Annotated in this window: 19 protein-coding genes and 1 riboswitch; of the genes, 5 read left to right on the forward strand and 14 right to left on the reverse strand. The window is 73.7% G+C overall.

Annotated features, from left to right (window positions below):
* Positions 1–2: 2 nt before the first annotated feature.
* Positions 3–1,673, forward strand: coding sequence for a phosphoenolpyruvate--protein phosphotransferase (ptsP, locus tag SXIM_RS01495; protein WP_046722712.1), 1,671 nt, complete (start codon positions 3–5; stop codon positions 1,671–1,673).
* A 339-nt stretch (positions 1,674–2,012) separates the two neighbouring features.
* Here the strand turns inward: ptsP and SXIM_RS01500 are convergent, their stop codons facing one another.
* Both SXIM_RS01500 and SXIM_RS01505 read right to left on the reverse strand, forming a co-directional pair.
* Positions 2,013–2,876, reverse strand: coding sequence for a hypothetical protein (locus SXIM_RS01500; protein ID WP_046722714.1), 864 nt, complete (start codon positions 2,874–2,876; stop codon positions 2,013–2,015).
* Between the two features lie 32 nt (positions 2,877–2,908).
* Positions 2,909–4,966: an acetoacetate--CoA ligase gene (locus SXIM_RS01505; protein ID WP_046722716.1), complete on the reverse strand. Its 2,058-nt coding sequence runs from the start codon at positions 4,964–4,966 to the stop codon at positions 2,909–2,911.
* 201 nt (positions 4,967–5,167) lie between these two features.
* Between SXIM_RS01505 and SXIM_RS01510 the strand changes: the two genes are divergently transcribed.
* The gene (locus SXIM_RS01510; RefSeq protein ID WP_030726967.1) at positions 5,168–5,590 is read left to right on the forward strand and encodes a hypothetical protein; all 423 of its coding nucleotides are present in this window, start codon (positions 5,168–5,170) and stop codon (positions 5,588–5,590) included.
* A gap of 6 nt (positions 5,591–5,596) precedes the next feature.
* Here the strand turns inward: SXIM_RS01510 and SXIM_RS01515 are convergent, their stop codons facing one another.
* Complete coding sequence (locus SXIM_RS01515) at positions 5,597–6,805, reverse strand: acyl-CoA dehydrogenase family protein (RefSeq protein WP_425473448.1); 1,209 nt, start codon at positions 6,803–6,805, stop codon at positions 5,597–5,599.
* Between the two features lie 168 nt (positions 6,806–6,973).
* Between SXIM_RS01515 and SXIM_RS01520 the strand changes: the two genes are divergently transcribed.
* Complete coding sequence (locus tag SXIM_RS01520) at positions 6,974–7,771, forward strand: phosphotransferase (RefSeq protein ID WP_078846810.1); 798 nt, start codon at positions 6,974–6,976, stop codon at positions 7,769–7,771.
* Between the two features lie 13 nt (positions 7,772–7,784).
* On the opposite strand, the gene SXIM_RS01525 is transcribed toward SXIM_RS01520, so the two are convergent.
* Positions 7,785–9,179 carry a peptidase C39 family protein gene (locus SXIM_RS01525; RefSeq protein ID WP_030726975.1) on the reverse strand — a complete coding sequence of 465 codons (1,395 nt, stop codon included), beginning with the start codon at positions 9,177–9,179 and terminating at the stop codon, positions 7,785–7,787.
* A 129-nt stretch (positions 9,180–9,308) separates the two neighbouring features.
* Between SXIM_RS01525 and SXIM_RS01530 the strand changes: the two genes are divergently transcribed.
* Together SXIM_RS01530 and SXIM_RS01535 are read left to right on the forward strand one after the other, a co-directional pair.
* On the forward strand, positions 9,309–9,881 hold the full coding sequence (locus SXIM_RS01530; RefSeq protein ID WP_052385039.1) for a uridine kinase family protein: 573 nt from the start codon (positions 9,309–9,311) through the stop codon (positions 9,879–9,881).
* A 13-nt stretch (positions 9,882–9,894) separates the two neighbouring features.
* Positions 9,895–11,775 (forward strand): AAA family ATPase, encoded by a 1,881-nt coding sequence (locus SXIM_RS01535; protein ID WP_107073890.1) that lies wholly within the window; start codon positions 9,895–9,897, stop codon positions 11,773–11,775.
* 14 nt (positions 11,776–11,789) lie between these two features.
* Here the strand turns inward: SXIM_RS01535 and SXIM_RS01540 are convergent, their stop codons facing one another.
* The 10 genes from SXIM_RS01540 to SXIM_RS01585 form a co-directional block, all read right to left on the reverse strand.
* The gene (locus tag SXIM_RS01540; protein ID WP_046722719.1) at positions 11,790–12,302 is read right to left on the reverse strand and encodes a PH domain-containing protein; all 513 of its coding nucleotides are present in this window, start codon (positions 12,300–12,302) and stop codon (positions 11,790–11,792) included.
* An 8-nt stretch (positions 12,303–12,310) separates the two neighbouring features.
* Positions 12,311–13,159 carry an ATP phosphoribosyltransferase gene (gene hisG / locus SXIM_RS01545; protein ID WP_030726986.1) on the reverse strand — a complete coding sequence of 283 codons (849 nt, stop codon included), beginning with the start codon at positions 13,157–13,159 and terminating at the stop codon, positions 12,311–12,313.
* A gap of 61 nt (positions 13,160–13,220) precedes the next feature.
* Positions 13,221–13,493: a phosphoribosyl-ATP diphosphatase gene (locus SXIM_RS01550; RefSeq protein WP_030726990.1), complete on the reverse strand. Its 273-nt coding sequence runs from the start codon at positions 13,491–13,493 to the stop codon at positions 13,221–13,223.
* A 34-nt stretch (positions 13,494–13,527) separates the two neighbouring features.
* Positions 13,528–14,013, reverse strand: coding sequence for a 6,7-dimethyl-8-ribityllumazine synthase (gene ribH / locus SXIM_RS01555; RefSeq protein WP_030726993.1), 486 nt, complete (start codon positions 14,011–14,013; stop codon positions 13,528–13,530).
* An 83-nt stretch (positions 14,014–14,096) separates the two neighbouring features.
* Positions 14,097–15,395: a bifunctional 3,4-dihydroxy-2-butanone-4-phosphate synthase/GTP cyclohydrolase II gene (locus SXIM_RS01560; RefSeq protein WP_046722720.1), complete on the reverse strand. Its 1,299-nt coding sequence runs from the start codon at positions 15,393–15,395 to the stop codon at positions 14,097–14,099.
* A complete protein-coding gene (locus SXIM_RS01565; RefSeq protein WP_030726998.1) occupies positions 15,392–16,051 on the reverse strand; it encodes a nicotinamide mononucleotide transporter family protein in 660 nt (219 codons plus the stop codon). The genes SXIM_RS01560 and SXIM_RS01565 overlap by 4 nt, the downstream gene beginning before the upstream one ends.
* A complete protein-coding gene (locus SXIM_RS01570; RefSeq protein ID WP_046722724.1) occupies positions 16,048–16,635 on the reverse strand; it encodes a riboflavin synthase in 588 nt (195 codons plus the stop codon). The genes SXIM_RS01565 and SXIM_RS01570 overlap by 4 nt, the downstream gene beginning before the upstream one ends.
* Entirely contained in the window at positions 16,636–17,724 is a 1,089-nt protein-coding gene (ribD, locus tag SXIM_RS01575; protein WP_030727004.1) for a bifunctional diaminohydroxyphosphoribosylaminopyrimidine deaminase/5-amino-6-(5-phosphoribosylamino)uracil reductase RibD, read from the reverse strand.
* Between the two features lie 169 nt (positions 17,725–17,893).
* Positions 17,894–18,025, reverse strand: a riboswitch (FMN riboswitch).
* A gap of 94 nt (positions 18,026–18,119) precedes the next feature.
* On the reverse strand, positions 18,120–18,578 hold the full coding sequence (locus tag SXIM_RS01580; RefSeq protein WP_174864304.1) for a phospholipase: 459 nt from the start codon (positions 18,576–18,578) through the stop codon (positions 18,120–18,122).
* 160 nt (positions 18,579–18,738) lie between these two features.
* The gene (locus SXIM_RS01585) at positions 18,739–19,431 is read right to left on the reverse strand and encodes a class I SAM-dependent methyltransferase (RefSeq protein WP_030727009.1); all 693 of its coding nucleotides are present in this window, start codon (positions 19,429–19,431) and stop codon (positions 18,739–18,741) included.
* Positions 19,432–19,494 lie beyond the last annotated feature (63 nt).

Below are 19,494 nucleotides of genomic sequence, written 5' to 3' on the forward strand. Positions count from 1 at the left end.
TGATGGAGACAATGCTGCAGGGAGTCGGCGTCAGTCATGGCGTGGCCATCGGCGAGGTGCGGCACATGGGCACCGCGGTGCTGGAACCGCCGGCCGACCAGGTGCCCGGCCAGGACACCGAGCGCGAGACCGCGCGGGCGAAGCAGGCGGTGGACGCCGTGGCCGCGGACCTCGTGGCACGCGGCAACCTCGCCGGCGGTGAGGCCCAGGCGGTCCTGGAGGCGCAGGCGCTGATGGCGCAGGACCCGGAGCTGGCGGCGGACGTCGCCCGCCGGGTGGCCGGCGGCAGCACCGCCGAACGGGCCGTGTACGACGCGTTCGGCGCGTACCGGGAGCTGCTGGCGGCGGCCGGCGCGTATCTGGCCGGCCGGGTGGCCGACCTGGACGACGTACGCAACCGCATCGTGGCGCGGCTGCTGGGCGTGCCGATGCCCGGGGTGCCGGACAGTGACGAGCCCTTCGTCCTGGTGGCCCGGGATCTGGCGCCCGCGGACACCGCGCTGCTGGATCCGGCGCTGGTGCTCGGCTTCATCACCGAGGAGGGCGGTCCGACCAGCCACAGCGCGATCCTCGCGCGGGCGCTGGGGGTGCCCGCCGTGGTGGCGCTGCCGGGCGTCGGCGAGCTGGCCGAGGGCACCGTGGTGGCGGTGGACGGCAGCAACGGCGAGGTCACCGTGAACCCCAGCGGTGAGCAGCGCGCCGCGCTGGCGCGGGCCGCCGAGGAGCGCAGGGCGGCGCTGGCGGCGTCGACCGGCCCGGGTGCCACCTCGGACGGCCACAAGGTGCCGCTGCTGGCGAACATCGGCGGTCCCGCCGACGTGGCGGGCGCGCTGGAGGCCGGCGCGGAGGGTGTGGGCCTGTTCCGCACCGAATTCCTCTTCCTCGACGACAGCGAGCGCGCGCCGTCGCTGGAGACCCAGACGGCCACCTACCGCCAGGTGCTGGAGGCGTTCCCGGAGGGCCGGGTGGTGGTGCGGGTGCTGGACGCCGGCGCGGACAAGCCGCTGGCCTTCCTCAGCCCGGGCGAGGAGCCGAACCCGGCGCTCGGCGTGCGCGGGCTGCGCACCCTGCTGGACCACCCGGAGGTCCTGGACACCCAGTTGAAGGCGCTGGCGGCCGCGGCCGAAGGGCTTCCGGTCTACCTCGAGGTCATGGCCCCGATGGTGGCGGACCGGGCGGACGCGAAGGCGTTCGCGGACGCCTGCCGCGCGGCGGGCCTGCGGGCGAAGTTCGGCGCGATGGTGGAGATCCCCTCGGCGGCCCTGCGGGCCAGGTCGGTGCTCCAGGAGGTGGAGTTCCTGTCGCTGGGCACCAATGACCTGGCGCAGTACACCTTCGCGGCCGACCGCCAGGTCGGGGCCGTGTCCCGGCTCCAGGACCCGTGGCAGCCGGCGCTGCTGGACCTGGTGTCGCTGTCCGCCGAGGCGGCCAAGGCCGAGGGCAAGAGCTGCGGTGTGTGCGGCGAGGCGGCGGCGGACCCGCTGCTGGCCTGTGTGCTGACCGGCCTCGGCGTGACCAGCCTGTCGATGAGCGCGTCCGCGATCCCGTACGTCCGGGCGGCGCTGTCGCGCCACACGCTGGCCCAGTGCGAACGGGCGGCCGCGGCCGCCCGGGCCGCCGAGTCCGCCGAAGAGGCCCGCGCGGCGGCCGAGGCGGTCCTCTCCGGCGAGTGACCCCCGAGTCTGCCCCGGCCCAGCCCCGAACGGGCGGGCCGGGGCAGACTCCCGTGGAACGCGCCGACGCACCCGGGAGCCGGGCAGGAAGGCCGGGCCGTCCCGGCCCACCGGTGGCCCCCGACGGCCGCCGCCCTCACCCGCACGGGCTCACCGGACGGCCCACACGGAACAGGGCGCCCCTCGGAGCGGGCACGCGGGAACGAGCCGTCCCCCTCCTTCACCAACCGACGACCGCCGCACCGGCCCGTCGCCGAACCTTCCGATCGCCCGGCCCGGAACAGGTCGGGCACCGCGTACTCGGGGATCGGCCCGTGACCGGTGGGCGGGGCGGCCCGGTCAGGGGCCCTCGCAGAGGATCGTCGGCAGCGGCGGGGCGTCGCGGTAGTCGACGCCGTGTTCGGGTGGGATCGGATCGCCGGTCATGGGGTCGGTGCAGTAGGCGCTGAAGACCTCCGGTTCGGTCAGCGGCACCACCTCACCCGCCTCCAGGCGCCAGCCCACCGCTTCCGTCCGGCCGCCGTCCACCGCCCTCCGCAGAACCAGACCGCCGGGGGCTCCGGTGGCCAGCGCCACCCCCAGGACCGCGCACAGGGCCAGCGTCGCCGCCTCGGTCGGCTCCGGGGGCGTGTCCAGCGCCGCCGACAGGGGCACACCCCGTACCAGCACCGTGCACACCAGATGCCGGCGGCCGCCGCCGGCATCCTCCAGCAGCAGCGGCAGCACCGCCGCCGCCCTGCGGAAGGCGCAGCGCGCCAGCGGCTCCGCGCACCGTACGCACCCGCCGGCCTCGCCCAGCAGCTCCGTGGCCCGCTCCCAGGAACGCAACCTCTCCCGTTCGACGAGCAGTTCCGGCAGCAGCCGGCGCAGCGAGCGCCGTCCGGTGAAGGGCAGCGTGGCCCCGCGCGCCGCGTCCACCGCCGTGTAGCGGGCCCGGCTGGCCGCGCTGTCCGGGTCCAGCCGCTGCCGCGCGCACCACAGCGCGAACCCCTCCGGGTCGAAGAGCGCGACCCGCACATGCCCCGCCTCCCCGGCCAGCGTGCGCAGCAGTCGCTCGGTGTGCCGCAGATAGCCGCGGTGGTCGGTGAAGCCGAAGCTCGGATAGCGGCGCATCCGGGCGAAGCCCACCGGGTCGGCGATCACCCCGACCGTCCCGCTGCTCTCCTTGCGGCACACCGGCCGCTGCTCCCCGTGCCGTGCCATGATTCCCCCTTCGACGGATCAGAACCTTCTGATCACTCACCGTAATCGGGGTCACTGACAATGGCGCGCTCGCGGGCGAGGCGCTCGAAGAACCGCAGGGCGCCGATGTCGTCCACCGAGCCCGCGTTGACCGCCTTCTCCAGCGGTGTCCCCTGCAACAGCCGCTTGACCGGCACTTCCAGACGCTTCCCGGTCAGCGTGTGCGGGACCGCGTCGATCGCGAGGATCTCGTCCGGCACATGACGCGGGCTCAGCTGCTCGCGGAGGGCGGTGCGGATCACCGTCCGCAGTGCGTCGTCCAGCACCACCCCCTCCGCGAGCCGGACGAACAGCGGCATCCAGTACCCCCCGTCCGGCTGCTCGACGCCGAGCACCAGTGACTCGCCGATCTGCGGCAGCCGTTCCACCACCTCGTAGATGTCGGCCGACCCCATCCGCACGCCCTGCCGGTTGAGGGTCGAGTCGGACCGGCCGTGAATGACGACGGTGCCGCGGGAGGTGAGGGTGATCCAGTCGCCGTGCCGCCACACCCCGGGGTAGGTGTCGAAGTAGCTCTCCCGGTACCGGGTGCCGTCCGGGTCGTTCCAGAACCGCAGGGGCATCGACGGCATGGGTGTGGTCACCACCAGTTCCCCCACCTCGTCCACCAGCGGTTTCCCGGCCGGGTCCCAGGAGCGCAGATCGGTTCCCAGGCACGGTGCCTGGAGCTCACCCAGGTAGACCGGGAGCGTCGGCACCGCCCCCGCGAAGCAGCTGCACACATCGGTGCCGCCGCTGACCGAGGCGATCCACAGCCCCGGGTCCACCTCCTCGTGCAGCCAGCGGAAACCGTCCGGGGGCAGCGGGGATCCCGTGGTGGCGACGCAGCGGGTGGCGCTCAGGTCCAGGTCTCGCCCCGGCCGGACCCCGGCCTTGGCGCACGCCATCACATAGGCGGCCGAGGTGCCGAAGACCGTGGCCCGGGTCAGCTCGGCGATCCGCCACTGCGCGTCGACGGCCGGGTGCCCCGGGCTGCCGTCGTACAGGACCACGGTGGTGCCGGTCAGCAACCCGGACACCAGGAAGTTCCACATCATCCAGCCGGTGGAGGTGTACCAGAACAGCCGGTCGCCCGGGCCCAGATCGCAGTGCAGTCCGAGCTGTTTGAGGTGTTCGAGCAGGATGCCGCCCTGGGACTGGACGATCGCCTTGGGCAGCCCTGTGGTGCCGGAGGAGTACAGCACCCACAGCGGGTGGTCGAACGGCACGGCCGTGAACTCCGGCTCGATCGCCCCGCCGGTCAGCTCAGCCCACTCCAGCGCGCCCTGGGGCGCCCGGGTGCCCAGCAGCGGTACGTGGATCACCGCGCGCAGAGTGGGGAGTTCGCGGCGCAGTTCGGCCACCGTCTCCCGGCGGTCGTGCTCCTTGCCCCCGTACCGGTAGCCGTCGACGGTGATCAGCACCACCGGCTCCACCTGGGCGAACCGGTCCAGCACACTGCGCGCCCCGAAGTCCGGGGCGCAGGAGGTCCACACGGCGCCGACGGCGGCGCTGGCCAGCAGCGCCACCACGGCCTGCGGGATGTTGGGCAGATAGCCGCTGACCCGGTCCCCCGGCCGTACCCCGAGACGGCGCAGTGCGGCGGCCAGCGAGCCGACCTGGTGGCGCAACTCCGTCCAGCTGACCGGCTCCGGTTGCTGCCGCTCGTCCAGGCACAGCAGCGCGGGCGCGTCGGCACGGCCCGGTTCCAGGCCGGCCCGCAGGGCGTGTTCGGCGTAGTTGAGGGTGGCGCCGGGGAACCAGCGGGCGCCCGGCATGGCGGGATCGGCCAGCGCCGGTTCCCCCGGGGTGTGGAAGTCGACCGCGAACCAGTCGGCGACGGCCCGCCAGAAGGCGTCCAGGGCGGTGACCGACCAATGGTGCAGCGCCGCGTACCCGGCCGCGGGGTCATCGGGTACGGATGGGGGCGCCCCCGGACGAAGTCTGGGGGACGGCGCTCCGTACCGCTGGGCGGCGAAGGCGTGAAAACGCGTGAGGCGGGCCGCCGCGATCCGCTCCGGGTCCGGGCGCCACAGCGGTTCGGGGGCGGGGGCGTGGGTCTCGGTGGTCATGACGGCTCCCGGCGGGGGTGGTTGGGGTGCGGGTGGGCGTGAGGATGCCAGCAGATCGGCGGTGTCCCCAGGCGCCACCATCCGGTGTGATGAACGCCACAAACTCCTGTCCGAGTCCTGATCAACGCTGCGATTAACCGCGCTGACCGGCGGGAAGTGCTTGCTGTGGCCCAGGCCACCGCGCCGTCCGAGGGGGATGCCATGCGCTCCGTATCGACCACTGTCCACCGCATCGACGAGGATCCCGATCTTCCGGATGACACCGAGCCGGACGGGGCGGCCGACCTCGCCGATCCGGCGGAGCCGGCCGACATCTGGGCGGTACGGGTGTCCTGCCCGGACTGCGCCCGGCCGGTCGCGCTGACCGAGCGGGCCCAGACACTGCCCGAGCACGCCTGGTGCCCCACGTTGTGGCAGCCGTTCGGCCTCACCGTGTGCACCGGTTCCGGGCGCCGGGTGGCCGGGGACGGCGCCGTGGTGTTCCTGCCGGTGGAGCCGCTGATCGGCGACCCCGCCCCGGCCGGGCTGCCCGAGGGCCTGGACTGGCGCCTGCAGCCGTTCTCGCACGCGACGGACACGGCCGCCCGGGCGGGCCGGACAACCGGCCTGCGCCAGGCGGCCTGAGCCGCGCTAACCACGCCCGCCGGAGCGAGCCTTGCCGCCGCCGTTGCCGATCCCGGTCAGCCGGCTGGCGATGACGGCGCGCTGGATCTGATTGGTGCCCTCCACTATCTGGAGCACCTTCGCCTCCCGCATGTAGCGCTCCGCCGGGAAGTCGGCGGTGTAGCCGTACCCGCCCATCAGCTGCACGGCGTCGGTGGCCACGCGCATCGCGGTGTCCGAGCAGAACAGCTTGGCCATCGCGGCCTGCCGCCCGAACGGCTCCCCGGCGTCCCGCAGCCGGGCGGCGGCCAGGTACAGCGCCCGCCCCGCCTCGATCTGGGTGGCCAGGTCGGCGAGCATGAACCGCAGCCCCTGGAAGTCGGCGACCGGCTTGCCGAACTGCTTGCGCTCCAGGGTGAAGGCCAGCGCCGTCGTGAACGCCGCCTGGGCCACCCCGATCGAGCAGGCGGCGATGCCCAGGCGCCCCGAGTCCAGCGCGGCCAGCGCCAGCCGCAGCCCCGCGCCCTCCTCCCCCAGCCGCCGGGTGTCCGGCACCCGTACACCGTCGAAGTGCAGCTGAGCGGTGGGAGAACCGTTCATGCCCATCTTGCGCTCGGGCGCGGCGGCGCTGAGCCCGGCGGCGTCCCCCGGCACCAGGAACGCGGTGATCCCGTCGGGCCCGTCCCCTCCGGTACGGGCCATCACGGTGTAGAAGTCCGCGATGCCACCGTGCGTGATCCACGCCTTGGTGCCGTTCAGTATCCACTCGTCGCCATCCCGCACGGCCCGGGTGCGCAGACTCGCCGCGTCCGATCCGGCGGCCGGCTCGGAGAGCGCGTACGCGCCCAGCAGCCCCTCCCCCAGCATCGCCGGCAGCCACTCGGCCCGCTGCTCCTTGGCGCCGAACCCGGCCAGGCCGTGGCAGGCGAGCGTGTGGACGCTGGCTCCGAGCCCCACCGTGAGCCGGGCCGCGGCCAGTTCCTCCAAGACCTGCAGGTACACCTCGTACGGCTGCTCCCCGCCCCCGTACTCCTGCGCGTAGGGCAGGCCCAGCAGCCCGGTGGCGGACAGCCGGCGGAAGAGCGCGCGCGGAAAGACTCCGGCCGCCTCCTCCGCGTCCGCGCCCGGCGCGATCTCCCGCTGGATCAGCTCCCGGACCAAATCCAGCAGATCGCGGGCTTCGGGGGTGGGCAGGGTTCGCCGTACCGGCTGGAGTCCCTCGGCGGAGATCGTCACGCGCTTTCCTCCCATGTGGTGGCACCGGGCAGCGCGCGACGCGGTCGCGGGCGGCGCTGCCTCGGGGTCATCGGTCGGCCGGCCGTGGATGATCACCACGGTCCGGAGGTTGGGAGTATGCCCGAAACCCGTTCGCACGTCACCGGTGCGGGATGACACCCTGACGCCGTGTCCCGTCAGGAAGAACAGCCGCTGTCCGGAGGCAACGTCAGCGCCGCGGTGGTACGGGTGGGCGACACCGTACGGCGCCCCGCCGGATTCTGGACCCCGGCCGTGCACGCCCTGCTGTCCCATCTGCGCGCCTGCGGCTTCACCGCCGTCCCGCGCCCGCTGGGCATCGACGAGCGGGGCCGCGAGGTGCTGGGGTTCGCCCCCGGCGAGGCCGTGTGGCCGCACCGCTTCGCCGTCGTGGAGCCCACCGCCCGCCTCGCCCGGGTGGGCCGGCTGATCCGCGAGCTGCACGACGCGCTCGCCGGCTTCACCCCGCCGCCCGGCGCCCGCTGGAACGCCCTGATCCCGGACATCGGCGACGAGATCATCGCCCACCACGACCTCGCCCCGTGGAATCTGGTGGCCGAGGACGGCGACGCGGGCCGGTGGACCATCATCGACTGGGACAACGCCGCCCCCGGGACCCGGCTGTGGGACCTCGCCTACGCCGCCCACGGATTCCTCCCGCTGATGGCGCACCCGCACTGGCGGCGCACCGACCAGGACGCCGGCGCCCGGCTGCGTACCCTGGCGGACGCCTACGGTCTCGACGAGACCCAGCGGCTGGCGCTGGTGCCGCTGCTGGCCCGCCGCGCCCGCTCCATGCACGACTTCCTGCGGGCCCGGCACGCGGCCGGCGACCAGCCGTGGGCCACCTTGTGGCGCGAGGGCCACGGCGGGGTCTGGTCGGCCGACGCCGCGTACACGGAGGAACGCGAGGAGCTGTGGCAGGCGGCGCTGCTGGGGGCGGACTGAGCGGCCGGGCCGCTCAGCGGACCCCGACGGCCGCCAGGGCCCGGCGCTGGGCCGCGGTCGGCCGGGCCGGGAAGAACAGATAGACGACGCCGCCACTGCCGCCGCGTTCCACCCCTCCCGCGTCCAGCCGTCTGGTGCGCAGCAGGATGTTCTCGAACTGCCGCCGCTTGTAGACCCGCCGCACCGCCGCGTTGCTGGGGCTGGCCGGGTCGTTCGCGACCACGTCGCCGTCCGCCGTGAAGCCGACGACCGTCATCAGATGCCCCGCCGTGCCGTAGCCGGAGCCGTCCAGTTCCGCCTCGTAGAAGGACTGCGAGGTGATCAGCGGGATGCCGGCGGCGATCAGCGTCTCGGCGTCCGCCAGCGAGGCGATCCGGGTGACCACACCCTGCATACCGGGGTAGGAGGCGGCGTAGGCGGTGTTGAAGGGCCAGTTGCCGCAGCCCTCGTACTCGTAGTCGAAGGTGAAGCGGGCGGCGTGGCACACCTGGGGGTCGTCGTAGGCCGGGTTCACCCACGCCAGGTCATCGGCGCCGGGGCCCTTGCCCCAGTATTCGAGGATCATGGTGGCGGATGTCGGGCTGCACCAGGCCTGGCCACCGCCGTTGTACTCGGGGTAGCGGCCGATGTGGATGTTCTGCGAGTGCGGCGGCACCGGCAGCTCCGTGCCCGCCGCCACCCCCGGCGTGCTGGCCGGGACCTCGAACCGGTCGGGCACGTCCGAGACCATCGCGCCGACCCGCCACACCACCGGGGAGACCGTCAGCCCCGGCTTGCGGTGCAGCGTCAGCCGCAGCCGGTAGCCGGCGATCCGCAGCGGCCCGTCGGTGTCGTCGACGGCCACGGTGTCGGTCCACACGCTGGACTTGCCGTCCCGCTGGCCGTTCAGCGAGGTGCGCCGCAGGTCCTCGTCGCCCGAGGCCCATACGCCCAGCGTGTACCAGGGGCTCTCGGTGCCGTCCGTGTACGTGGCCCGCACCTCGATCCGTACGAAGGTGCCCGCTGGGGTGTCGGCGTTCCACGAGGCGATCAGCTCGCTGCCGGGGGTGCGCACCCGGTGCTCGGGAGAGAGCCAGGTGGCGTGCTCCCACGCGGAGGTGATCCCGGTGTGCGGGTCGGTGTAGTCCACGGTGCCCTGGGAGCGGCGCAGCAGCACGCCCGAGCGGTCCCCCGACACCAGGGCGGTGCCCCGGCCGGTGCCCGAGCGCCAGTCGGACGCCGAGGTCCAGGCGTGGTAGGCGATGGTCGAGGACGCGACCGTGAGCGCGTCGGTGGGGGCCTGGGCCGGGTCGGGTTCCGCGGCGTCGCGACGGCCAGGCACGGCGGCGGCAGCGGTGGCGGCGGTGGCCGCCGTGACGGCGGCGAACGCGGCGGCGGTCAGCACGGTACGGCGTGGCGTCTGGGTCACGGTGGGCCCTCCCGGTGAGGTCGCAGGATGCGGGCTCCCACTATCGCGGCTGCACCTGCTGACGGCCAGTAACCCCGGGGCAACGGTGCGCTTCATTATTGGTCCCACCTGTGGCACTACGCTGGCACCGTGTCCCTCTCCCCCGCCCCCGGCCCGCCGGACCTGCGTGAACTCGCCGCCCGGCTGCGCGCGCTGCCGCCCTCGTTGGGCCCGGTGCGGCTGATCGGTGTCGACGGGTACGCCGGCTCCGGCAAGTCCACGCTGGCGGCGCGGCTGTCCGCGGCACTGGACGGCGCCCCCGTGGTGCACCTGGACGACCTCGCCAGCCACGACGCGCTGTTCGGCTGGATGGATCGGCTCACCGAGCAGGTCCTGGACCCGCTGGCGCGGGGCGGCACCGCCCACTACGAGGTGTACGACTGGGAGCGCCGTGATTACACCGGTACAGCCCGCGTACCGCCCGCCCCCGTGGTGCTGGTTGAGGGGGTGGGGGCCGGCCGGCGGGCGCTGCGCGGCCGGCTGGCGCACCTCATCTGGCTGGCGGTGCCCCGGCAGCGCGCCTGGGCCGCCGGGCGCCACCGGGACGGCCCCGCCCAGGCGGCCTTCTGGCGCGGCTGGGAGGCCGCGGAACGGCGGCACTTCGCCGATGATCCCTCGGAACCGTCGGCGGATATCCTGATCTCACCGAGGTGCGACAGCTGAGCGGTATCCGCGCATGGGGGTCGTCATGATGTCTGGCACGCAAGACGTTCACGGTCCGCACACCGGAGCCGATCTGGCCTGGCTGCGCGGTGTGGACGCCTACGCGGCGGCCGCCTACCCGGAGGCCGAGGAGGAGTTCCGGGCGGCGGTGCGGGAGGACCCGGGCATGGCCGACGCCTGGCTCGGGCTGCACGCGCTGCGCACCGAGGTGGCACCAGCACTGCTCCAGATGTACCGGCACCGGGCACGGTTCGGGGAGCAGCGCGCCCGGCACGGACGGGCGCTCAGCTCCTGGTACTGGCTGGGCTGGTGGGTACAGCCGGTGCTGGAGACCGACCGCGATCTGCTGCTGGCGCACGCCTCGCAACTGCTGGACGGTCACCGGCTGCCGGAGCTGGACCGGGCGCTGGCCCAGTGCCCGCCGCCGGACACCGACCCCTTCGCCCGTTTCCTGCACGCGTGCCGCTGCTATCTCACCCGGGACTGGGAGGGGCTGTTCCGGCTCACCTCCACCTTGCAGTCCGATCCGCAACTGGGTGTGGAGGCGGGTCTTTTCGCCGGGATGGCACGGGTGCGGATGGAGATGTACGACCAGGCGGAACCGCTGCTGGCGGCCGCCTTGATGCGCTGCCGCAGCGAACAGCCGCAGCGCAAGGAGCTGCGGTACTGGCTGGCGCGGGCCCGCGAGGGCAGCGGGCGCAGCGCGGCGGCGATCCCGCTGTACCGGGCGGTGCACCAGGTGGACGCGGAGTTCATGGACACCGCCGAGCGGCTGACCGCGCTGGCGGTGGAGGACGCGGACACCGCACAGCTGGCGCTGGCCCCGTACGGCCCGGCCCCCGCCCCGGCCCCGCTGCCGGTGCCGGGGCAGCTGGGCGGGGAGCGGCTGCCGGCCGCCGCCGGTGAGGGGCGGGCGGCCGGCACGCCCGGCCGGCCGGGGCCGGTGGCGGGGCACGGCCCGCGGCTCGCGGCCGGGCCCGCGCTGCCGCCGGCGCCGGATCCGGCGCTGCTCGCCCACACCCTGGCCGAACTGGACCGGATGGTCGGGCTCGAACCGGTCAAGGAGCAGGTGCGGGCGATGTCCGCGCAGCTGCGGATGGCGCGGCTGCGCTCGGGCCAGGGGCTGCCGGTGCAGCCGCCCAAACGGCACTTCGTCTTCTCCGGCCCCTCGGGCACCGGCAAGACCACGGTGGCCCGCATCCTGGGCCGGGTCTTCCACGCGCTGGGGCTGCTGAGCCACGACCGGCTGGTGGAGGCGCAGCGCGCCGATCTGGTGGGCGAGTTCCTGGGCCAGACGGCGGTGAAGGCCAACCGGCTGATCGATTCGGCGCTGGGCGGGGTGCTGTTCATCGACGAGGCGTACTCGCTGGTGCACTCCGGCTACAGCAAGGGCGACGCGTACGGGGACGAGGCGCTCCAGGTGTTGCTGAAGCGGGCCGAGGACAGCCGCGAGCATCTGGTGGTGATCCTGGCCGGGTATCCGCAGGGCATGAACCGGCTGCTGAACGCCAACCCCGGTCTGGGCTCGCGCTTTTCGGCCCGGGTGGAGTTCCCCAGCTACCGGCCGGTGGAGCTGACGGCGATCGGGGAGCTGCTGGCGGCCGATCACGGCGATGTGTGGGATCCCGAGGCGCTGGAGGAACTGCGCAGCATCAGCGAGCACGTGGTGGCCGAGGGCTGGATCGACGAGCTGGGCAACGGGCGCTTCGTGCGCACCCTGTACGAGACGAGCTGCGCGTTCCGGGACATGCGGCTGGCGGAGTCGGTCACCGACCCGGGCCGGCAGGATCTGGCGACGCTGCGGCTGCCGGATCTGATGCAGGCGTACGGGGAGGTGCTGGCGTCCCGCGGGCGGGGCCGCCCCGATCAGGGGCGGCGCCCGCCGCTGCCGTGACGGGTTCCCGCCGCTCAGCCACGCCCGGCGGCGGCGCTGCTGCTGTGTGTCTCGACCAGGGCGCGCAGCGCGCGGGCGTCGGCCAGGGCCTGTTCCTTGGCGAGCCCGGGCTGAATGCCCATGGCGGCCAGGGTGGAGCCGTCGGCGAGGTCGAGGGTCACCCACGGGTCGCCGGGCCGCAGCCCGACCCGGACGATCTCGGCCCAGGCGAGCCGCCGCCTGGTGGTGAGGTTGACGACGGTCACCCCGTCCCGGTCGGCGAGCACCTTGGGGCGGCTGAGCACCGCCAGCACGGCCCAGGCGGCGATGCCGGTGCCGGCCACGGTGAACCGGTCGCCCAGCCCCCAGGTGCTGGCACTGACCGGCACGATGACGGCGATGATCAGCAGCACGGTGAAGACCACCGCGCCGGTGCTCATCAGGATGATCCTGGTGAGCCGCGGCTGGAAGGTCACCGGGAGTTCGGGCAGGTCGGGCGGGGTGGGCCGGTCGCCGGTCACCGTGATGTCCTTGTCGGTACGGGGCATGGTGCCGCTCACAGCCGGGCGGCGTGGATGCCGGTGGTGAGGATCGCGCGGGCGCCCATGTCGTACAGGTCGTCCATCACGCGCTGGGCGTCCTGGACGGGGACCATGGACCGTACCGCGACCCATCCCTGGTCGTGCAGCGGGGAGACGGTGGGGGATTCCAGGCCGGGGGTGAGGGCCACGGCCTTCTCCACCAGTTCGGCGCGGATGTCGTAGTCCATCATCACGTAGCGGCGAGCCACCAGGACGCCCTGGAGGCGGCGCAGGAACTGCTCCACCTTGGGTTCGGCGCGTTCGTCGCCGCGGCGCCGGATGACCACCGCCTCGGACTCCAGGATCGGCCGGCTGATGATCTCCAGGCCCGCGTTGCGCAGGGTGGTGCCGGTCTCCACCACATCGGCGATGACCTCGGCGACCCCGAGCTGGATGGCGGTCTCCACGGCCCCGTCCAGCCGGACCACCGAGGCCTTCACCCCGTTCTCGGTGAGGTGCGCGCGCACCACGCCGGGGAAGGAGGTGGCGATCGTCAGCCCGTCGAACTGGGTGACGTCGGTGACCCCGCCGGGCCGGGCCGCGTAGCGCAACGTGGAGGCGGCGAAGCCCAGTTGCTTGATCTCCTCGGCGTCGGCCCCGGAGTCGAGCAGAAGATCGCGTCCGGTGATGCCGATGTCGAGCTTGCCGGACCCGACGTAGACCGCGATGTCGCGGGGGCGCAGGAAGAAGAACTCGACCTGGTTGTCGGCGTCGATCAGGACCAGCTCGCGGCTGTCCTTGCGCTGCCGGTAGCCGGCCTCATGGAGCATCGCCGACGCAGGCTCGGACAGGGAACCCTTGTTGGGGACGGCGATGCGCAGCATGGGGCGTGATTCCTTCGAGAGTGCGGGGACGGGAAAGAGGGGCGGACGGCGGGCCTGCGCCTCACAGATGAGCGTATACATCGTCCAGGGAGATGCCCCGGGCGACCATCATCACCTGCAGGTGGTACAGCAGCTGGGAGATCTCCTCGGCGGTACGGTCGGTGCCCTCGTGCTCGGCGGCCATCCATACCTCGGCGGCTTCCTCGACGACCTTCTTGCCGATGGAGTGCACGCCCGAGGCGACCAGCTCGGCGGTGCGCGAGGTAGCGGGGTCGCCGTGGAGGGCCTTGTGCTGGAGCTCCGTGAAGAGCTGCTCGAATGTCTTGTTGGCCATGGTGACGCTCAGCCTACGGCGTGCGCGGCGCGGGTCACCGCGCGGGTGCGGTCACCGAGCGCAGGGCGGCGGCGGTGGCGACGGCGGCGGTCACCGCCTCGTGGCCCTTGTCCTCGGCGGAGCCGGGCAGTCCGGCCCGGTCCAGGGCCTGCGCCTCGGTGTCGCAGGTCAGGACGCCGAAGCCGACCGGTACCCCGGTCTCCACGCTGACCTGGGTGAGGCCGGTGGTGACGCCCTGGCACACGTAGTCGAAGTGCGGGGTGCCGCCGCGGATGACGACGCCGAGGGCCACGACGGCGTCGTAGCCCTGGCCGGCCAGGGCGCGGGCGGCCACCGGCAGCTCGAAGCTGCCGGGCACGCGCACCACGGTGGAGTGCGTGACGCCCAGGTCCTTCAGGGCGCGCTGTGCTCCGTCGAGCAGACCGTCCATCACGGTGCGGTGCCACTGGGCGGCGATGACCGCGACCCGCAGGTCGCCGCCGTGCTCCACGGTCACCTCGGGGGCGCCGGTTCCGCTCATGTCTGGGTCCTGCCTTTCGGGGAGGGGTGGTGGTGGGAGGAGAGGGTGCGGGGGTCAGGGTGCGCGTGGTCAGGGTGCGGCGGTCACTGTCCGGCGCAGGCCGGCAGTTCGGCGCCGTCCAGCCAGGGCAGGTCGTGGCCCATGCGGTCGCGCTTGGTGCGCAGATAGCGCAGGTTGTGACGCCCGGCGGGGGCCGGCATGGGCTCGCGCCCGGTGACCCGCAGCCCGTGCTCGGTCAGCGCGGCGGTCTTGGCAGGGTTGTTGGTGAGCAGCCGTACGGAGCGCACCCCGAGGTCGGTGAGGATGTGGGCGCCCGCCCCGTAGTCGCGGGCGTCGACCGGCAGGCCGAGTTCGAGGTTGGCGTCCAGGGTGTCCCGGCCGTGTTCCTGGAGTTCGTAGGCGCGGAGTTTGGACAGCAGCCCGATGCCGCGGCCCTCGTGGCCGCGCAGGTACAGCACCACGCCGCGGCCCTCGGCGCGCACCCGTTCCAGGGAGGCGGCCAGCTGCGGCCCGCAGTCGCAGCGCTGGGAGCCGAAGATGTCGCCCGTGAGGCACTCGGAGTGCAGGCGGACCAGGACGTCCTCGCCGTCACCGATGTCGCCGGCCACCAGGGCGAGATGCTCGGTGCCATCGGGTGCCGAACGGTAGCCGTGGGCCTGGAAGTCGCCGTGCGGGGTGGGCAGGGTGGTGCGGGCCTCGCGGCGTACGGCCGGCTCGTCGCCCGGTGCGGTGGCGTCCGGCTCGGCCGCGGCGCGGTGGGCGATCAGATCCTCGATGGAGATGATCGACAGGCCGTGCTTGCGGGCGAAGGGCACCAGTTCGGGCAGGCGCAGCATGGCGCCGTCCTCTCCCGCGATCTCCACGATCACGGCGGCGGGGCGCAGTCCGGCGAGCCGGGCCAGGTCGACACCGGCCTCGGTGTGGCCGGCCCTGGCCAGAACGCCGCCGGGTCGGGCGCGCAGCGGGAAGACGTGTCCGGGGCGGACGAAGTCCTGGGCGGTGGCCTCCGGGTCGGCCAGCAGGGCGATGGTGGTGGCGCGGTCGGCGGCGGAGATGCCGGTGGTGACGCCGTGGGCGGGGCCGGCGTCCACGCTGACGGTGAAGGCGGTGGCCATCGGCTCGGTGTTGGCGGTGACCATCTGCGGCAGGTCGAGCCGGTCGAGGTCGGCGGCTTCCATCGGCGCGCAGATCAGACCGCGGCATTCGCTCATCATGAACGCCACGAGATCGGGGGTGATCTTCTCGGCGGCGACGATCAGGTCGCCTTCGTTCTCCCGGTCGGGGTTGTCGACGACGACCACCGGCCGGCCCAGCGCGATGTCGGCGACTGCACGCTCCACGGGGTCCAGGGCGAGGTCGCGGTCCGGCACGGCGATGGTCATGCGGTTGCTCCTTCCAGGACGGGGCGGGAGGCGGGTGCGCCGGAGCGCCGCCACCAGTCCCGGAGCCCCCACAGGACGAGGACGAGGTAGAAGACGTAGACGAGTCCGGAGAAGGCCAGCCCGCTGCTGAACGCCAGCGGCACGCCGACGACGTCGACCAGCAGCCAGGCGAACCAGAACTCCACCAGGCCCCTGGCCTGGGCGATCATGGCGACCAGGGTGCCGATGAAGATGTACGCGTCGGGCCACGGGTTCCAGGACAGCGAGGGGAAGGCGGCGAACAGCCAGCCGACCGCCACGGTGCCCACGACGGCGCCCGAGGCCAGCGCGAGGCGTTCGCGGCCGGTGGCGAACCGTACGGCGATCTGGCCGTCGGCGGCCTGCTGCCGGCCGCCGCGCCACTGCCGCCAGCCCCACAGGGCCACGATGATGACCAGCAGCTGCTTGCCGACGCCGCCGCCGAGCTGGGCGGAGGCGTAGGCGGCGATCAGCACGAGGCCGGAGAGCAGCTGGGCGGGCCAGGTCCAGATGGAGCGCCGCCAGCCCAGCGCGAGGGCGGCGAGCCCGATCAGGTTGCCGGTCATGTCCGACCAGATGACGTCCTGCCCGAAGGCGCTGAAGGCGACCTCGTGCAGGGGGTCGAAGACGGAGCTCATCGGGTCACCATCCGCTCGACGTACTTCGCGATGACGTCGACCTCGAGGTTGACGGGGTCGCCGGGCTCTTTGATGCCGAGCGTGGTCAGCTCCAGCGTGGTGGGGATGAGGCTGATGGTGAAGCGGTCCTCGCCGGCCTCCACCACGGTCAGGCTGACGCCGTCCACGGTGATGGAGCCCTTGTCGACGACGTAGCGGGACAGCTCGGCGGGGAGCGAGACGGTGACCAGCTCCCAGTGCTCGGCGGGTTCGCGGGCGAGTACGGTGCCGGTGCCGTCCACATGGCCCTGGACGAGGTGTCCGCCGAGCCGGCCGCCGAGCGCCATGGGGCGTTCGAGGTTGACCCGGGAGCCGGTGGTGAGCGCGCCGAGCGAGGAGCGCTTGAGGGTCTCGGCCATCACATCGGCGCTGAAGGTGCCGTCGCCGGTGTCCGTGACGGTCAGGCACACCCCGTTGACGGCGATGGAGTCACCGTGCGAGGCGCCGTCGCTGACCAGCGGTCCGCGCAGGCGCAGCCGGGCGGAGTCGCCGCGCGTCTCGATGGCGGCGACCTCGCCCAGTTCTTCGACGATTCCGGTGAACATTCAGGACTCCTTGCCGGTGGGGACGGGAGCGGTGACGGTGGCGGGGACGGCGGTGACGCGCAGGTCGGGCCCCACCCGGTCCCAGTCGGTGACCCGCAGGCGCAACGCCTGCGCGATGGTGCTGATTCCGGCGTCGCCGAGGGCGGCCGGTCCCGCGCCCAGCAGGGCGGGGGCGAGATAGCCGGTGACCCGGTCGACGGCGCCGGCGGCGGCGAACGCCCCGGCGAGGGTGGGCCCGCCCTCCAGCAGCACGGACCGGACGCCCCGCCGGTGCAGGGCGGCCAGCAGCGCGGGGATGTCCAGGCCGCGCCCGGTGGCGGCGCGCGGCAGCCGCACCAGCTCGGCCCCGGGGAGCGCGGGGGCGCGGTCGTCGGCGACGGCGATCAGGGTGGGCGCGGCGTCGTCCAGGATCCGGGCGCCGGGGGCGACGGCGGTGCCCTCGGTGTCGACGACCACCCGCAGCGGCTGCCGGGCGCCGGGGACGCCGCGTACGGCCAGGTGGGGGTCATCCGCGCGGGCGGTGCCGGAGCCGACCACGACGGCGTCCGCCTCGGCGCGCAGCCGGTGCACGTCGGCGCGGGCCTGCGGCGAGGTGATCCAGCGGCTGCTGCCGTCGGCGGCGGCGATCCGGCCGTCCAGGGTGGCGGCGTACTTCCAGTGCACGTGGGGGCGGCCGTGCCGTACGGAGGTGAGCCAGGCGATGTTGCCGGCGGTGGCCTCCTCGGTGCACGGGCCCGGCTCGGCGGTGATCCCGGCGGCGCGCAGGGTGGCGGCGCCCCCGCCCGCAGCGGGGGTGGGGTCGGGGACGGCGTAGCGGACGCGGCGCACGCCGGCGGCGATGAGGGCCTGGGCGCAGGGACCGGTGCGGCCGGTGTGGTTGCAGGGTTCGAGCGTGACGACGGCGGTGCCGCCGCGGGCGCGCTCACCGGCCTGCTCCAGGGCGTGGATCTCGGCGTGCGGGCCGCCCGCCCGCTGGTGCCAGCCCTCGCCGGCGGGGCGGCCGGCGGCGTCCAGGATCACGCAGCCGACGACGGGGTTGGGGCTGGTGCGGCCCAGGCCCCGGGCGGCGAGTGCGACGGCATGACGCATCGCCTCGGTCTCGGGCGCGTCGGGTGGGGCGGCCACCGGGTCCTCCTGCCTCTTCGGGCACGGACTCCGGGGCATCACGGGACCAACGGAAAGCAGGGGGAACGCCCAGGTCACACGGGTGTCCCGGGTCACGGGACGGCCCGCGGCCGGACATGCCGGTCCCGCTCCGCCGCGCACTGCCTCCCATCCGGACTTTAACCGTCGGTCCAGGAGTTCCACCTGGTCAACCGGCCGCTGGTGGGCGGACGGGTCGCGGACTGTAACCGCCGGCTCGGACTTTCACCGACCCCGGAGTGCGCTTGTGTCGTGTTGTACGTCCACCAGTCTGCCACGTCGGCCCGCGCCGTATGCGCGCCTGTGGGGCGCCTCACAGCGCGGGCCGGGTGGCCGGTGGGTCAGCCGAAGGCCCTGACCGCCTGGTAGTAGGTCCAGGCGGTGCCGTCGCAGGCCGTCTTGGTGGCGCCCGAGTAGCGGTTGCAGACGCGCTTCAGGTCCTCGTAGAAGGCGTTGTCCAGCCGGGTCTTGTTGGCGTCGAAGGTGCCTTGGGCCTTGTAGTTCCGGTACCCGAAGTCATGCCGCGCACATGACATCTCAAAGGGGAAACCGAAGGGGTTGTCCGGCGACCAGGAGCAGAAGTCGGTCGACCAGTCGAAGGCGTACGCGGACCAGGCGCCCTGGTTGTTGCGCGCCGAGAGCCAGGAGTTGTAGCTGGCGGCGCTGGTCTGGGTCCAGCTGGAGAGCACCTGCGGCTTGTCGGCGGGCGCGGCGGTGGCCGGGGCGGCCGAGACGGCCACGGCGCCGAGGGCGAGAGCGAGCGTGGTGATGACGGTGGCGAGGCGTTGACGCAGGCGCATGACGCGTCCTCCGGAGTCGGCGGCCCGGATCGCGGGCCGGTGGGGGTTCCGGATTCAGAAGCTACGGAGCACCTGACGAAAGCTCAACACCTTGTTGAAGAACATCAGTTGGATTCAACGGCAACTTCCTGACGGCGCCCCGTCCAGTAGTTGCCACCCCTCACACCGGACGCGCCCGCAACCAGGTGCGGTCCTCCGTGAGATACGCGTCGATGGCCAGTCCGGCCGCCGCCAGCGCCTCCTCGAAGGTGTCGCCGGGGTAGCCGTAGGACAGGAACCGCTGCGTCCACCGGGCGTCCGGGTACGCGTACTCCACCAGAACGGAGGTGAGGTCGGGGCCGGCCGGCTCGATGGCGGCGACTCGGACCAGCCCCCCGCCGGGCAGCGACGCCTCCCGCACCTCCTGATCGCGCCAACTGGCCCGCTCCCGCTGGATCAGCACCCAGCCGTTCTCCGCGACGTGGCGACGGCACGTGCGCAACAGGCCCTCCCGCACCCGGGGATCGCCGTTGTGGACGAGGAAGGAGGCGAGCAGCACCACGTCGAAGCGCTCCCCGCCCAAATCGAGCGACTCGATCGGGGAGCACACCGTGCGGGCCTCCCGTACGTGCTCCAGCATCGCCGCCGACTCGTCCACAGCAGTGACGCGGAAGCCCGCCTCGGTCAGCGGCCCGGTCAGCCGCCCGACGCCACAGCCCAGTTCGAGCAGCGTGCCGCCGCCCGGGACGGCATCCGCGACGATCCCCGGTTCCGGTCCGGGCGGCAACCGCAGCCAGTGCTCCACCGCACTGCCGTCAGGAGTGATCGGTCCCGCTCCGGTGCCCCCGTACCCCTCGCGCGCCTTCTGCGTCATGCCGTCCATGACAGCACAAGGGCCCGGAACTCCTCGTGAGTTCCGGGCCCTTGGAGCGGACGT

Origin of the sequence: Streptomyces xiamenensis (assembly GCF_000993785.3) — a bacterium.
GTDB lineage: Bacteria > Actinomycetota > Actinomycetes > Streptomycetales > Streptomycetaceae > Streptomyces > Streptomyces xiamenensis.

Coding starts and splice junctions, on each gene's coding strand:
- ribH (WP_030726993.1), bottom strand. CDS start 14,013: ATGAGCGGAACCGGCGCCCCCGAGGTGACCGTGGAGCACGGCGGCGAC.
- SXIM_RS01535 (WP_107073890.1), top strand. CDS start 9,895: ATGGGGGTCGTCATGATGTCTGGCACGCAAGACGTTCACGGTCCGCAC.
- SXIM_RS01565 (WP_030726998.1), bottom strand. CDS start 16,051: ATGAGCTCCGTCTTCGACCCCCTGCACGAGGTCGCCTTCAGCGCCTTC.
- SXIM_RS01510 (WP_030726967.1), top strand. CDS start 5,168: ATGCGCTCCGTATCGACCACTGTCCACCGCATCGACGAGGATCCCGAT.
- SXIM_RS01570 (WP_046722724.1), bottom strand. CDS start 16,635: ATGTTCACCGGAATCGTCGAAGAACTGGGCGAGGTCGCCGCCATCGAG.
- SXIM_RS01505 (WP_046722716.1), bottom strand. CDS start 4,966: ATGACCACCGAGACCCACGCCCCCGCCCCCGAACCGCTGTGGCGCCCG.
- SXIM_RS01550 (WP_030726990.1), bottom strand. CDS start 13,493: ATGGCCAACAAGACATTCGAGCAGCTCTTCACGGAGCTCCAGCACAAG.
- ribD (WP_030727004.1), bottom strand. CDS start 17,724: ATGCGTCATGCCGTCGCACTCGCCGCCCGGGGCCTGGGCCGCACCAGC.
- hisG (WP_030726986.1), bottom strand. CDS start 13,159: ATGCTGCGCATCGCCGTCCCCAACAAGGGTTCCCTGTCCGAGCCTGCG.
- ptsP (WP_046722712.1), top strand. CDS start 3: ATGGAGACAATGCTGCAGGGAGTCGGCGTCAGTCATGGCGTGGCCATC.
- SXIM_RS01585 (WP_030727009.1), bottom strand. CDS start 19,431: ATGACGCAGAAGGCGCGCGAGGGGTACGGGGGCACCGGAGCGGGACCG.
- SXIM_RS01580 (WP_174864304.1), bottom strand. CDS start 18,578: ATGCGCCTGCGTCAACGCCTCGCCACCGTCATCACCACGCTCGCTCTC.
- SXIM_RS01560 (WP_046722720.1), bottom strand. CDS start 15,395: ATGACCATCGCCGTGCCGGACCGCGACCTCGCCCTGGACCCCGTGGAG.
- SXIM_RS01540 (WP_046722719.1), bottom strand. CDS start 12,302: ATGCCCCGTACCGACAAGGACATCACGGTGACCGGCGACCGGCCCACC.
- SXIM_RS01500 (WP_046722714.1), bottom strand. CDS start 2,876: ATGGCACGGCACGGGGAGCAGCGGCCGGTGTGCCGCAAGGAGAGCAGC.